Origin of the sequence: Shewanella kaireitica, from assembly GCF_023284045.1 — a bacterium.
GTDB lineage: Bacteria > Pseudomonadota > Gammaproteobacteria > Enterobacterales > Shewanellaceae > Shewanella > Shewanella kaireitica.
The window spans coordinates 18,751-32,802 of the sequence record NZ_JAKIKQ010000022.1 but is presented as its reverse complement, the minus strand read 5'-3'; the positions used below and the strand labels follow the sequence as shown (position 1 = coordinate 32,802).

Below are 14,052 nucleotides of genomic sequence, written 5' to 3'. Positions count from 1 at the left end.
CAATGGCAATCGACTTAGCCGATTGTTTCTAAGCCGCCCATGTATCCACGTAATACTTCAGGTACAGTGATAGAACCGTCTTCATTTTGATAGTTTTCTAGCACTGCGACCAAAGTACGCCCTACAGCTAAGCCAGAACCATTCAAAGTATGAAGTAAGCTTGGCTTCTTAGCTGATTTAGCTTTAAATCGAGCTTGCATACGACGAGATTGGAAGTCCTGCATGTTACTACATGAAGAGATCTCTCTGAATGTATCTTGGGCTGGTAGCCAAACTTCAATATCAAACGTTTTAGCCGCGCCAAAGCCCATATCGCCAGTACACAGTACTACCGTGCGGTATGGTAAACCTAGCTTCTGCAAAACAGTTTCTGCATGGCCTGTTAACTCTTCAAGTGCTTGCATAGAGTCTTCAGGCTTAACTAGCTGTACTAGTTCAACTTTATCAAACTGGTGTTGACGAATAAGGCCACGGGTATCACGGCCATAAGAGCCTGCTTCACTACGGAAACACGGCGTGTGCGCTGTCATCATGACAGGCAAGTCATCTTCATCAATAATTGAATCGCGAGCAATATTCGTCAGTGGCACTTCAGCCGTTGGGATCAAGCTTAAACCTTGACCCTCTTCTGTCGCTGGTTTGGTATGGAATAGATCTTCACCAAACTTGGGAAGCTGCCCTGTACCTAACAAACTATCTTCGTTTACTAGCAGAGGGACATAAGCTTCAGTGTAACCGTGCTCTGTCGTATGTAGGTCTAGCATAAACTGTGCTAAAGCACGGTGCATGCGTGCTATTTGACCTTTCATTATGATAAACCGAGAACCGGTAAGTTTTACTGCATTTTTAAAATCAAGACCACCGAGTGTTTCACCAAGTTCTACGTGGTCTTTAACTTCAAAATTGAATTCTTTAGGTGTACCCCAGCGACGTATTTCAACGTTCTCTGATTCATCAGCACCGATGGGTGCTGATTCATCTGGTAAGTTGGGTACACTCATAGCAATGGCATTCAATTCTTCTAAAAGTGCTGCTAACTCAACTTTTTTTGCATCGAGTTCAGCACCTAACGTGCCAACCTTTGCCATTATCGGTGCAACATCTTCACCTTTAGCTTTTGCTTGGCCGATAGATTTAGAGATAGCATTGCGGGAAGCTTGTAATTCTTCAGTACTAACTTGCAGCGACTTGCGCTTTTCTTCTAACTTTCCTAAACGATCGACATCTAAAATAAAACCACGAGTGGCTAGACGTTCAGCGGTTACTTCTAATTCATTACGCAAAAATTTTGGATCTAACATGTCTTATTATCTTAATAGTTAATAACGAGAAAATACCAATTGCTGCCCTAAATAGACGACGAATATGCACACGCCGACATTGACAACAACATTCAAAATCGCTTTGACCAAATAACCTTCCTGCATCAACAACAGTGACTCATTGGAAAAAGTTGAAAACGTAGTAAGGGCACCTAACATACCCACACCAATAAATGCTTTTATTTCCGGGCTCACTTCACTGACTTGTCCAAGAGCGTAAACCACGCCCATTAAGAATGAACCCAAAATATTGACCATTAGTGTACCAAAAGGGAAACCACTACCAAATACCTGAAGCATCAATATTGAGATAAGATAGCGTAAAACTGCACCAATAGAGCCACCTAGCGCAACAAAAAGGACATTATTCATATCTTTTCACCTTACTTTTAAGATCAAGCTCGGCTAAATTTGCCAATTTCTCTTTTATACGTTTTTCAAATCCACGTTCAGTTGGAAAGTAAAACTGACTTCCAGCAATCGATTTAGGCAAATAGACTTCGCCATCTGCATATGCATTTGGTTCATCATGGGCATAGCGATAGCCTTCACCATAACCAATATCCTGCATCAGTTTAGTTGGTGCATTGCGTAAATGCTCAGGCACGCTTTCATTCGCTGTCTCTCTAGCTAATTGGCGTGCTGCTTTAAAGGCAGTGTAAACAGCATTGCTCTTGGGTGCGCTGGCTAAATAAAGTACTGCTTGTGCTATCGCTCGCTCACCTTCCGACGGCCCAACTCTGTGAAAGCACTCCCATGCATTAACCGCTACGGTCATTGCATTTGGATCTGCATTGCCGATATCCTCAGATGCAATGGCTAATAAACGCCTACCGATATAAAGCGGGTCGCAGCCACCTTCAAGCATTCGACAATACCAATATAGCGCTGCATCAGGATCTGATCCTCGTATTGATTTGTGGACTGCAGAAATTAAATCATAATACTGGTCACCATTTTTATCAAAACCTGCAAGTTGCTGTCCTGCTACCTGAACGATCATCTCTTCAGTAAAAACTTCGCCATCTTTGAGCATGTCACTAATAAGCTCAATAAGGTTAAGTGCTTTGCGGGCATCACCATCACAAACTTTCGCCAATTTTATGGCCACATCAGGCGGTAAAATCAGCTTACGCTTACCTAGCCCTCTTTCCTCATCCAATAAAGCTTGCTGAGTTATCTGACAGATCTCCTCGATCGTGAGCTGTTTGATAAGATAAACACGCGCACGAGATAACAAAGCATTGTTTATTTCAAATGAAGGGTTTTCAGTCGTCGCGCCAATAAAGATCACTGTGCCATCTTCAATAAATGGCAAGAAAGCATCTTGTTGACTCTTATTAAAACGATGCACCTCATCGACAAAAAGTAACGTTCGCTGCCCTCTTGACTGAGCCACGCTTTTTGCGTGTTCAATTGCACTGCGGATCTCTTTAACGCCAGAGGTCACGGCTGAAATTCGCTCAACGTGGGCATTAGCGTAATTGGCGACAAGTTCTGCTAAAGTAGTTTTTCCAGTACCAGGCGGCCCCCAGAACATCATAGAGTGAGCTCTACCGGCTTCTAAAGCTTGCCTTAATGGCTGCCCTTCTCCCAATAAATGCTGTTGCCCAATATATTGCGGCAATGTCTCAGGGCGCATTCTTGCTGCAAGCGGACGAAAATCTGGAGCGAAATCAAAACTAAAACTGCTCACGAAATACTCTTAATTAGGTGACTTTAAACGTTGGTCGTCGATATCAACGTCTTCAGGAACAACAAATTTAAACAAATTTTTCTCACTTTTATCCAGTGTAGTCTGTTCAGAAAGCGAGAAGTTACTGGTATTACCCTGCTGATCTTTTAAGACCATTTGCGTTAACGTTGTTTCATTAAAACAAACTTCAACTTCAGATACACCAGCATCTTTATCTATTGGGCTGATTGCAAAGCACTTTTCGGTATTAGACACTTTATACTGTGCCCAGGTTTTGGCATCATCATGCACAAGTAAAGCGATAGGCGATGCACTGATGGCTTGATTTACATCCATTACAGACACCTCTTCGTTAAATGGATTATAGATCCATACATCAGTGCCATCGGCAACAATCAAAGATTCATCAGGAGCAGTCAGGTGCCAGTAGAATTGGTTTGGCTGAGCAAGTGCAAAAACACCTTCGCCAGTCTGAATGACTTTGTCGTTTATATCTGTAACAGTCTGACTAAAATTGGCCTTTAAGTTATCTATTTCAGCAAGCTTAACTTTTAACTGCTCTGACGCATCTGCTTGAGCCGAAAAGTGGGTTAAAAGAGGTAAGCTTGCAATCGCTATAGCGATCAGTTTATTCATATCTATCTCTCCGGGTTGGCAAATAACCAACACTGATTTTGACTTTGCTATTTGTTCTACAAACAACAGCATTATATATCAAGATTTAATCAAAGACTTTAGGCGGTGGCGGTGCTAATACTTCTCTATTACCGTTATGTCCTTGGGCACTAACCACACCTTGAAGTTCCATCTGTTCAATGATCCTTGCTGCGCGGTTATAACCAATTTTAAATTTGCGTTGCACGCTCGAGATTGAGCCTCGACGTGTTTGAGTGACAAACGCAACGGCTTCATCATATAGCGCATCGGTATCTTCATCTGATTCACTCGCTTCACCAGGGAGCAGGACCTGCTCACCTTCTGCAGAGCCTTGCAGAATATCTTCAATATATTGAGGCTTTCCACGTGCGTGCCAATCTGCCACGACTTTATGGACTTCATGATCATCAATAAATGCCCCATGGACACGGCTAGGAACACTGGTACCTGGAGGCAGATAAAGCATATCGCCCATACCCAATAATGTCTCCGCGCCCTGCTGGTCGAGAATCGTACGAGAATCAATACGTGATGATACTTGGAACGCCATACGTGTCGGAATGTTTGCTTTAATCAAGCCTGTAATGACATCTACTGATGGTCTTTGTGTCGCAAGTATTAAATGGATACCAGCAGCACGTGCTTTTTGTGCGATACGCGCGATAAGTTCTTCAACTTTTTTACCGACTATCATCATCATATCAGCAAATTCATCCACGACTACGACGATAGAAGGCAACTTGTCCAGCTCTGGCGCTTCAGGCTCCATACTGTCCGATGACTTCCAAAGCGGATCATAAATCGGTTCACCAGACTCTTTCGCTTGTTTTATTTTAGCATTGTAGCCTTTAAGATTTCGTACACCGAGCGCTGACATCAATTTATATCGACGTTCCATCTCTCCTACACACCAGCGCAGTGAATTTGCTGCTTCTTTCATGTCGGTAACGACTTCACATAATAAATGAGGGATCCCTTCATAAACTGATAGTTCTAACATTTTAGGATCAATCATAATAAAGCGGACATCATCAGGGCCTGATTTATATAACAGGCTGGTGATCATTACGTTTACACCGACTGATTTACCAGAACCTGTTGTACCAGCAACTAATAGGTGCGGCATTTTCCCTAAATCGACAATAACAGGTTTACCACCAATGTCTGCGCCCAACACCATGCTCAAATGGGATGGGTTATCTCTGAACTCTTTACAGTCGAGAACGTCGCGCATAAATACCGTTTCACGGAATTTATTCGGTAATTCCAACCCGACATAAGCTTTGCCAGGGATAACTTCTACGACTCGAACATTCTCAGCGAGTAATGAGCGCGCTAGGTCTTTCGACAGGTTAGTAATTTTTGATGCTTTGACTCCCGGTGCTAACTCAAGCTCAAAGCGGGTAATGACCGGTCCTGGAAATACGCCAACAACTTTGGCGGTAATATTAAAATCAGCAAGCTTGACTTCAACTAGTTTGCCGACCTGTTCTAACTCTTCTTGGCTTATTGGATTACTTTGGCGATTGGGTACATCGAGTAAAGAGATACTTGGTAACGGTTCCATCGGAGTTGTCAGTGCTTGCTCTTCTTGGCCAGGAAGAATAACAATGCCGTCAACAATTTTTGCTTTATCATCTTTAATGCGCTTGCTGGCATTAACAGCGCCAATTGATTCTTTTGAATCGAAATCAATTGCCTCGAGTTCATCTATATTGTCGCTTACCCAAGGCGCCTGTATTGTAGGTTCTTGCGGCAATTCAGATTGCGTCAACTGCGGTTCAATACGCGGTTCCTTATGGGGTTGGACCTGTTCGTTTTTATCTTCAACATACTCTTCATCATCTTGACGCCCTTCTTCTGCCTGCTCTCTACTGCGTTTTTCTCGAAAGCGCTCCACGACTGATAAGAACCCTCGAGTGTCTTCAGTCTCCTCTTTTTCAGGAGTGAGTCTAGCGGGGAGTTCGCGTAGTGCCTTAAAGCACCATAAGGTAGCGAATCCAGTCATGTCGATAACAGTTAACCAGCTGATGCCAGTAAGTAAGGTAAAGCCAGCTCCAACGAAACACAATAAAAGCAAGGTTGTGCCTAACTGGTTGAAGTAAGGCAGCATCGCCTGGCCAATAACATCACCAGCAACGCCACCTGCCGAGAATTCATATAACCCATTGGCATTCATGCTTCCTAGAGCAGCTAAGCTAAACACAATCAGTAAAAAGCCTATAAGCCTAAGGCCGACCGAAAAGTAATCTATCTCTAGCAGTTTATGGGTTCGTTTAAACAACAACCAACCGGTAAGCGCAATAATGATTGGAATGATATAAGCGGTATAGCCAAATATGTAAAACAGCACATCAGCTAGCCAAGCACCTACTGCACCAGTTAGATTTTGTATGTCTCCATCAAAATTTGATTGACTCCAGCCTGGATCGGATGCATTAAAACTACTCAATGCGATAAGTATGTAAGTTGCAATCATGCAACAAATGATCAGACTACCTTCTAATAGTCGCTGTACGCCAGAAAGGGTTTTTACACTATTTGCCTTAGACAATCGCAAACCTACAATAAAAAAGACGATAATGTCAGTAAGATACCAGAAATCAGTTCGTTTTGCAGCGTTTGGGATGACTCTCAATAAATGAATAAATATTCACATGAATACTTTGCATCATTTTGTATCAATTGTATTTTGTATAAAAAAAGGGAGTCGACTGACTCCCTTCTTGTACGATAAAACAACGAAACTACATATCTGAGATAGTATTGATAGCTACACGATTAGTTTGCTTAACCTCTTCCATCACCACATATGTGCGGGTGTCAGAGACTGAAGGTAATTTTAGTAAGGTTTCCCCTAATAAACGTCTATAGGCAGACATATCAGAAACACGAGTTTTCAATAAGTAGTCGAAATCGCCTGAAACTAAATGACATTCCTGAATATCATCAAGTAGTTGCACAGCATTATTAAACTTATCAAATACTTCGGCGGTGTCTCGATTTAGTGTGATTTCAACAAACACGAGTAATGATGCACCCAAATAATGGGGATTAACTAATGCTGTATATCCTTTGATATACCCTTGTTTTTCAAGCCTTTTAACTCTTTCTAGACAAGGAGTGGGACTCAGCCCTACACGCTTCGATAGCTCGACATTCGAAATACGTCCATCAATTTGTAACTCGTTGAGTATATTTCGATCTATACGATCTAAGTCTTTTATAGGACTCTTTTTATTATTAACCATATTTATAACCTTGAATTGCATCTATAACCAAATAAAACACTGTGTTTAGATAAACTTCAGCAGCATAAACTGCCGAAGGAATACTATACTAGATTTCCCTGAAACATTCACGTTCAGGCTATTTAAAATAACAATTACACCCATAGAAAATGGGTTTTTATGCGAAATTGAGGCTCTAAGATGATTATTGGTGTTCCAAAAGAAATCAAAAACCACGAATATCGTGTAGGCATGGTTCCTTCTAGTGTTCGTGAATTGACTCTACGTGGTCATGAGGTTTTTATTGAAACAAATGCTGGCTCTGGCATTGGTTTTTCAGACGAAGATTATATAAACGTAGGTGCTAAAATCCTAGCTACCGCTGCTGAAGTTTTTGCACAATCAGAAATGATAGTAAAAGTGAAAGAGCCTCAAGCCGTTGAACGCGCAATGTTAAGAGAAGATCAACTTCTATTTACCTACCTACACCTAGCGCCAGACTTACCACAAACAGAAGACCTTGTTAAAAGTGGTTCTGTTTGTATTGCTTATGAAACTGTTACCGATGACCGCGGTACTCTACCACTACTTGCACCAATGTCGGAAGTTGCTGGTCGTATGTCAATTCAAGCCGGTGCTATGGCACTTGAGAAGTCTATGGGCGGACGCGGTATGCTACTTGGTGGTGTTCCGGGCGTTGAACCAGCAAAAGTCGTCATTATTGGTGGCGGTATGGTTGGCACAAACGCAGCACAAATGGCTGTCGGCCTTGGTGCAGACGTTGTCATCCTTGATCGTAGTATTGATGCGCTTCGTCGCCTTAATGCACAGTTCGATAATAAAGTTAAAGCAATCTATTCTACTGCTGATGCAATCGAAAAGCACGTGCTTGAAGCGGACCTTGTCATTGGTGGTGTATTGGTTCCAGGTGCAGCCGCACCTAAGTTGGTTACCAAGGAACATATTGCCGCAATGAAGCCTGGTTCTGCAATTGTAGACGTTGCTATTGACCAAGGTGGCTGTATTGAAACATCACATGCAACTACACACCAAGATCCAACGTATATCGTCGACGAAGTGGTTCACTACTGTGTGGCGAACATGCCAGGTGCAGTAGCACGTACTTCTACATTTGCTCTGAATAATGCAACGTTACCTTACATTATCAAGCTGGCACAGCTTGGTTACCGCGAAGCATTACTGCAAGACAAACACCTGTTAAACGGTTTGAACGTTATGCACGGTAAGATCACTTGCGCTGAAGTTGCAGAAGCACTAAATCTTGAGTTTGTAGACCCAACTATCTTGCTAAAATAGTCAATTAAATTTAGACATTAAAAAAGGGAGCTAATTGCTCCCTTTTTTGATTCAAGGCTAAGTTACTGTTCTGCGAAACTGTAGCCTTTACCTCTTACAGTATTAATTAAAGATTTAGGTAACTGAGTGGCTGCAAGTTTCCTTCGTGTATTACTTATATGCATATCTAGATTACGGTCAAATTGACCTAACTCCTTTTGCAATACTCTGAGTTGTAGTTCATCTTTAGCGACTACATTGCCCTTACGTTCAAATAGGTACTTAAACAGCTTAAACTCGGTTTGAGTGAAGGAGACTTCTTTAGCAGATATTGAAACACTGTAACTGCTATCATCAAATAACACATCCATCGCAAATTCATCATTGAGATGATTTTCATTTCTAACTAAAGCAATTCTTCGCTTAATCGCATTTATTCTTACCAACAGCTCACGTTGACTAAACGGTTTACTCAGGAAATCATCGGCGCCTAATTCAAATACATTAACCCTATCTTGCTCTGTATCTAACGATGAAATAACAATGACGGGGGTTTTATCTTTACGAAGTTTAAGCATTTCAATACCATCTAGTGTTGGCATATTTATATCTAAAATGATGACGTCCACTGGCGAGCATTTCAATTTTTCAAGTGCTTCAAAGCCATTCGAGGCCAACGATACAACGTAGCCCTCAGCTTCTAAGCCACTCTTTAAAAGGCTTTGTAAAACAAGATCATCATCAACAACGAGTACATTTTTCATTTTCAAGAATCTAAATGCGAACTATTATCATTAAGATTACACCAAGTCTACTTAATATGCTAGTACAAATCCTTTGATTACTTCACATTAGTTCAATTACTTTAAACTAAAAAGCCAGTAACCTTTGGTTACTGGCTTTTTAGCAAAAATGTAGTTCTAAATGGTCTTATTAAACACCTATTTTGCTAGCATGAGTTCCCTAATATATTTAACGGGTGCACTACCGTAACTCAAGAACTCTTCATGGAAAGCTTTAAGGTCAAAATCTTCCCCTTTCAACGCTTTATACTCTTCTCTAAAGTCATATATTTCACGATAACCAGAGTAATAACTGGTTAATTGTACTTGGCTTAATGTTGCTCGACGCCACTTACCTTGGGCTTCTGCTTGTTGCTGGAACGCTTCATTCATCATTAAGTCCAAGGCTTGATCTTCAGTCATTCCATTAACTTGAATACTGTAATCTAGAATAGTGTTACAGATAACGCGCAAATTCCATTTGTAATACATCAGCCACATTTCTGGCTCAAAGTCACCATACCCCTCTTCGAGCATCATGCGCTCTGTGTACACAGCCCAACCTTCGACCATTGCACCGTTACCAAATAGGCTTTTAATTAAACTTGGAGATTCATTTGAATAGACTAATTGAGTGTAATGGCCAGGTATTGCTTCGTGAATATTGAGCACTTGCAAAATCCAATGGTTATACTCTCTAAGGTAGCTTTCTGCAGACTCTTCGCTCATCCCATCTAGAGGAGTAACGTTGTAATACGTATTGCCTGACTTTTCATAAGGCCCTGGAGCACTAATCGATGCACCCGCATAACCGCGCATATAGGCGGGTGTCTCACGTACAACTAAAGGCTTATTTGGATCAAGAGTGACGAGTTGCTTTTCATTAACAAAAGCGATCAACTCAGGAATTTGTGCTCTAACTTCATCAACAAAGTCATCGCGTTTAACATGCTTGGCAGACAATTTATCGATCAACTGTTTAATCGCAACCTTGCTATCAGTCGGCATAGCCGTATTGAAATAGGTTGGCCATAATTTTTCAGTTATTTTGCTCATTTCTGCTTGGACTCGAGTTTTGTCCGCAAGCGCCTTTTTGTATAACGCTTTACCACTCATTCCTGCTTGTATGTCGAAAGCAAACTTCTGCTCATACAACTCTTCTCCAATCCTAAAGCTACGTGCACCTTCTTTATTTAACTTAGTTTCAAGCGCCTTAAGCCAATCTATATGTTCATTGATAGCGATAGTGACTTTGTTGAAACGGGTTACAAACAGAGCTTTTTGAGCATTTGATAAATTGGATGCGATTACCTTGTCTAATAAATCATTGTTAAAAACAGAAAAAGCGCCTTCATTCTGCATTATCGCAAGTTGAGTATGCTCAAGAGTTGGGTTACTTATGTTTTCTCTAGCGGCCGCATAATAAGCAGGAACATTTTCCATTCTTGACAATACTGAAATAAGACGCTCGTCAAGTGGAGCGAAGTCTTCATTAATGATTTGAGCAAACCCGCCAGATACGTTGTAACTAGATGGGTTCCATTGCCATGACTTAAATGTCTCGATATTCCAACGCATTTCACCAATGAGGTTTTCAATTAAGCGATAATCAGTAAGCAAACTGGCAGGTAAGCTTGCAGTGTCGAAACTGGCTAGTAAAGCCGACTGCTTGTTAACAAAGCTCAAGGTTGCTTGACGAGCTTGCTCATTAGGGACTTTAAGCACGCCATCATATTTATGGAAGCCGCTGTACAAAGCCCAGGTCGGTGATTCAACCCACAAGTCATCAATAAACTGTTGACTAAACGCCTGAAAATTCAAACTCTGTTCAGACAACTCTATAGAGCTAGCTTCTACCGTCGTTTGGCTTTGACAAGCTGTGAGGCCTGTTATTGATAATGCGATAGCAAGTGTAAGTGCGGCTTTTTTCATTAATATCCCTTAATTATTGTTTCTCGCGATCTGTGTCGCGATAAATGCGAAGTAAGTAAAGCATGTTCTAAAATGTTTTACATTAACAAACTCTTTCCTGAAAGTTTTCGTTACACATAATGCATAAATAGATGCGCCTTATGCATAAGCTAAATAAGTTGATACTACTTTTCTATATGCTGCTTTACCCAATTAAGTACATCTTTGAAACGATATTGTTCAAATTTGCCAAAGCCGTAAGTTTGCCTCATCTTAAGCTTGGTAAATATTGGTGTAGTTAGACCACATAAAAATCGGCTGAGTAAAATAGCTGAGTAATTTTTTTTAAGCTTGGAAATAGCATCTGCACTGATGACATCAAAATCATAAGTCTGGATCTCTTGCAGTTTTTTAGGCTCAGGCAACTGAGCGGGATGTCCAAGGCAAACTGAACAACTGCCGCAAGGGGCGACAGCATGAGGATCTGAAAAATACTGTGCTAATTGCAGACTTAGGCACTCATTACTGCCAAAAAAATCGACTAAAAAGTTAATTCGAGCTATTTCGCTCACCTCTTTAGTCGTGAACTGCTTAAAGAGGCTTTCGGCTAACCCGTGTACCTGCAATCTGCCCTGGTCGACGTCGTATACTTGAGTCAGCTGCTTGCTCTGTAGTTCAATCAGCTGTTTTTGATCCAAGTAGTCTAATGCCTTAATCGCTCTGCTTCTGCTGTTAGGAAAAAAGTTTTCGAGTTGATTAAGGTCAGCGGTATGCCATATTTTTGCTTTCGCTGAAGTATCAATAATGGCATTAATAAATTGTTGTCTTTCCGGATCAAACTTACTCATAAGCGTTGCTAAAGTAGTCTGTAGTTTATACTTATACTCAGCAAAATAACTATATTTCGGTTTAATAACCCCCTGCATCTCGAGATAAACAAGTAAGGTCTTTAAACTCAATGGCCTAATATTCGATGCGCTAGAGAGTTGATTTAACATTAACTCCCATTGATTGCTTTGTTGAGTTTGGACTTTAATCTGCTCAATAACGCTACAAATAGCGCTTAGCTCTGGAGTGTCTCCGTAGACAAAATTTTCTAGCACATTCAAGTTATCTTTATTTGCTAACACTAAACATTCTGAGTCACCGCCGTCTCTTCCAGCCCTGCCTATCTCCTGTGCATAATTTTCTATTGATTTAGGAAGATCATAATGCACCACAAAACGAATATCGCTTTTATCTATTCCCATGCCGAAAGCAATAGTAGCGACAATAATTGGTACCTCACCAGACATAAACTTAGTTTGTATTGCTTTACGTTGTTCGCTGTCCATTCCCGCGTGGTAGGCTAGTACACTAAACCCTTCCCTTTGAAGATAATTAGCAACTGTTTCAGCACTTTTTTGCAGCGTAACATAAATAATACCGCTTACTTGCTGCCTTACCTTTAGCCAATTTTTAAGGTAATCCATCTTATTGGCTTCATCTATTCCTATCGCATTAAGGTGCAAATTAGGCCTATAGAACCCAGTTAAGGTAATGCAATTAACATCAATGGCAAATTTACTGCTCATATCCTCAATAACTTTAGATGTAGCGGTTGCTGTGAGCAATAATACTTGTGGAATATTAAGTTCTTTTTGGTAACTAGGAAGCTTCAAATAATCCGGTCTAAAATTATGCCCCCATTCTGAAATACAATGCGCTTCATCAACCACTAACAAAGATATTGCTATTTCTCCGATGAAACGACGAAAGCGCTCATTATTAAGCCGCTCAACAGAGATCATCAAAACCTTTATGCTGCCATTAGCAACGCCATCAAGCACTGACGCAGCTTGCTCTGGAGTTTGAGTCGAATCGATTGAGGCTGCTGAAATACCTCGGGCCTTTAGAAACGCTAATTGATCTTGCATTAACGCGAGTAACGGCGACACTACTAATGTTAAATGAGGCAGCACTGTGGCTGGTAATTGATAGCACAGCGATTTCCCAGAACCAGTGGGAAATATTGCTGCTGCGCTTAGCCCATTAAGTACATTACTAACGACTTGTTCCTGACCCTCTCTAAATGTATTGAACCCGAAATACTGTTTAAGTAATGCGTGAGCATCGTGCATGCTTTATCCTATCAATGTTTGCTGGTATTAAATTACTGAGGGATTGCTTTTATCAATCGAAAGTAAGCTTTTAGTGGGTTGTGGTCTGAGCTATCGGTAACGATAGACTCCGCTTTCACAAGTTCTAAACCTCTGTAAAAGATATGGTCAGGTGTTTTACCGAAAAACTGGGTTCTAGAGTCAACGCTAGGTACCGCCTCTGTTAATCCTGCAGTATGGGCAATAGTTAAAACATACTCATTGCGGCTATTACTCCAAGTATTTAGATCTCCCGCCAGTATGATCGGGCCGGCATGCACTTTCATCGCTTCGGTCACAACATTCAATTGAGCACGGTATTCATCAAGACCTAGAGCAAAATTAATACTATGAATATTAACCACTAATAGCTGACTATCGTCTGACAATTCATAATAGGATATCAATAATGACTTTGGATATTGGATCAGTGGCTCTTCATACCTAAAAGAGCAGACGCTTGAGGGGTAACCTTTAGAAATATTCATCACTCCAATAGGTTCACCTGCAAATAGAAAGGCTTTTGCCATGACCCAGTCCTCGAGCTGTTCTTCTACCAATGACTTAAATTCGTCGGAAGCACTGACTTCCTGTAGCAGTAACAGATCCGTTCTCTCTGTTAACTGTTTTAGCACATTTTGCCAGCCGCTATTTTTCTGCTTATGAATATTCCAGATAGCAATATCGAGTTTACCGTGGCTATCAAGCGGCTCTATTGGCTTGTTGGTAAAACATTGAACAGCATCAGTGCTATTTGAATCGTTGGACAATAATGTATCTTGCTGCGGAATTACTGTACTTTGGTACACATAAAGGGCTACCAATGTTGCTATCAATAGCGAAAATAATATCAGTTTACGGAGAATTCTAAACATGGTGATGTATTCAACTTCTAATTTAGATTTACAGTAATCTTTTCATTATAATAGCTTTTACTCTCATGTGGCAGAAACATTAGCGGTATCAATCTCCAAGTTGCCATCATGAATGTAAATTCATACATCTATTTCCACAAAGGCC

General features: G+C 40.9%; 11 protein-coding genes. 1 reads left to right on the top strand and 10 read right to left on the bottom strand.

What is annotated here, in order from left to right:
* Positions 1-14 precede the first annotated feature (14 nt).
* From serS to lrp, 6 genes are all read right to left on the bottom strand, one after another.
* Positions 15-1,301: a serine--tRNA ligase gene (gene serS / locus L2730_RS19710; protein WP_248976147.1), complete on the bottom strand. Its 1,287-nt coding sequence runs from the start codon at positions 1,299-1,301 to the stop codon at positions 15-17.
* 18 nt (positions 1,302-1,319) lie between these two features.
* Positions 1,320-1,694 carry a fluoride efflux transporter CrcB gene (gene crcB / locus L2730_RS19705; protein ID WP_020912683.1) on the bottom strand — a complete coding sequence of 125 codons (375 nt, stop codon included), beginning with the start codon at positions 1,692-1,694 and terminating at the stop codon, positions 1,320-1,322.
* The gene (locus tag L2730_RS19700; RefSeq protein ID WP_248976146.1) at positions 1,687-3,018 is read right to left on the bottom strand and encodes a replication-associated recombination protein A; all 1,332 of its coding nucleotides are present in this window, start codon (positions 3,016-3,018) and stop codon (positions 1,687-1,689) included. The genes crcB and L2730_RS19700 overlap by 8 nt, the downstream gene beginning before the upstream one ends.
* A gap of 9 nt (positions 3,019-3,027) precedes the next feature.
* Entirely contained in the window at positions 3,028-3,654 is a 627-nt protein-coding gene (gene lolA / locus L2730_RS19695; protein WP_248976145.1) for an outer membrane lipoprotein periplasmic chaperone LolA, read from the bottom strand.
* A gap of 85 nt (positions 3,655-3,739) precedes the next feature.
* Entirely contained in the window at positions 3,740-6,229 is a 2,490-nt protein-coding gene (locus L2730_RS19690) for a DNA translocase FtsK (protein ID WP_248976144.1), read from the bottom strand.
* Between the two features lie 193 nt (positions 6,230-6,422).
* Positions 6,423-6,926 (bottom strand): leucine-responsive transcriptional regulator Lrp, encoded by a 504-nt coding sequence (lrp, locus tag L2730_RS19685; RefSeq protein ID WP_044555872.1) that lies wholly within the window; start codon positions 6,924-6,926, stop codon positions 6,423-6,425.
* Between the two features lie 180 nt (positions 6,927-7,106).
* On the opposite strand from lrp, the gene ald reads away from it, so the two are divergent.
* The gene (gene ald / locus L2730_RS19680) at positions 7,107-8,222 is read left to right on the top strand and encodes an alanine dehydrogenase (protein ID WP_220736384.1); all 1,116 of its coding nucleotides are present in this window, start codon (positions 7,107-7,109) and stop codon (positions 8,220-8,222) included.
* A gap of 62 nt (positions 8,223-8,284) precedes the next feature.
* Here ald and L2730_RS19675 read toward each other — a convergent pair whose 3' ends face one another.
* The 4 genes from L2730_RS19675 to L2730_RS19660 all read right to left on the bottom strand — a co-directional run bounded on the left by L2730_RS19675 (position 8,285) and on the right by L2730_RS19660 (position 13,907).
* Positions 8,285-8,965, bottom strand: coding sequence for a response regulator transcription factor (locus tag L2730_RS19675; protein WP_248976143.1), 681 nt, complete (start codon positions 8,963-8,965; stop codon positions 8,285-8,287).
* A 177-nt stretch (positions 8,966-9,142) separates the two neighbouring features.
* Positions 9,143-10,915 (bottom strand): DUF885 domain-containing protein, encoded by a 1,773-nt coding sequence (locus L2730_RS19670; protein ID WP_248976142.1) that lies wholly within the window; start codon positions 10,913-10,915, stop codon positions 9,143-9,145.
* Between the two features lie 164 nt (positions 10,916-11,079).
* Positions 11,080-13,014: a RecQ family ATP-dependent DNA helicase gene (locus tag L2730_RS19665; RefSeq protein ID WP_248976141.1), complete on the bottom strand. Its 1,935-nt coding sequence runs from the start codon at positions 13,012-13,014 to the stop codon at positions 11,080-11,082.
* 32 nt (positions 13,015-13,046) lie between these two features.
* Positions 13,047-13,907: an endonuclease/exonuclease/phosphatase family protein gene (locus L2730_RS19660; protein ID WP_248976140.1), complete on the bottom strand. Its 861-nt coding sequence runs from the start codon at positions 13,905-13,907 to the stop codon at positions 13,047-13,049.
* Positions 13,908-14,052: the final 145 nt, after the last annotated feature.

Bases quoted from the DNA above. Each gene is read 5' to 3' on its own strand.
- L2730_RS19670 (WP_248976142.1), bottom strand. From the start codon at position 10,915: ATGAAAAAAGCCGCACTTACACTTGCTATCGCATTATCAATAACAGGC.
- ald (WP_220736384.1), top strand. From the start codon at position 7,107: ATGATTATTGGTGTTCCAAAAGAAATCAAAAACCACGAATATCGTGTA.
- L2730_RS19660 (WP_248976140.1), bottom strand. From the start codon at position 13,907: ATGTTTAGAATTCTCCGTAAACTGATATTATTTTCGCTATTGATAGCA.
- lolA (WP_248976145.1), bottom strand. From the start codon at position 3,654: ATGAATAAACTGATCGCTATAGCGATTGCAAGCTTACCTCTTTTAACC.
- L2730_RS19675 (WP_248976143.1), bottom strand. From the start codon at position 8,965: ATGAAAAATGTACTCGTTGTTGATGATGATCTTGTTTTACAAAGCCTT.
- crcB (WP_020912683.1), bottom strand. From the start codon at position 1,694: ATGAATAATGTCCTTTTTGTTGCGCTAGGTGGCTCTATTGGTGCAGTT.
- lrp (WP_044555872.1), bottom strand. From the start codon at position 6,926: ATGGTTAATAATAAAAAGAGTCCTATAAAAGACTTAGATCGTATAGAT.
- serS (WP_248976147.1), bottom strand. From the start codon at position 1,301: ATGTTAGATCCAAAATTTTTGCGTAATGAATTAGAAGTAACCGCTGAA.
- L2730_RS19665 (WP_248976141.1), bottom strand. From the start codon at position 13,014: ATGCACGATGCTCACGCATTACTTAAACAGTATTTCGGGTTCAATACA.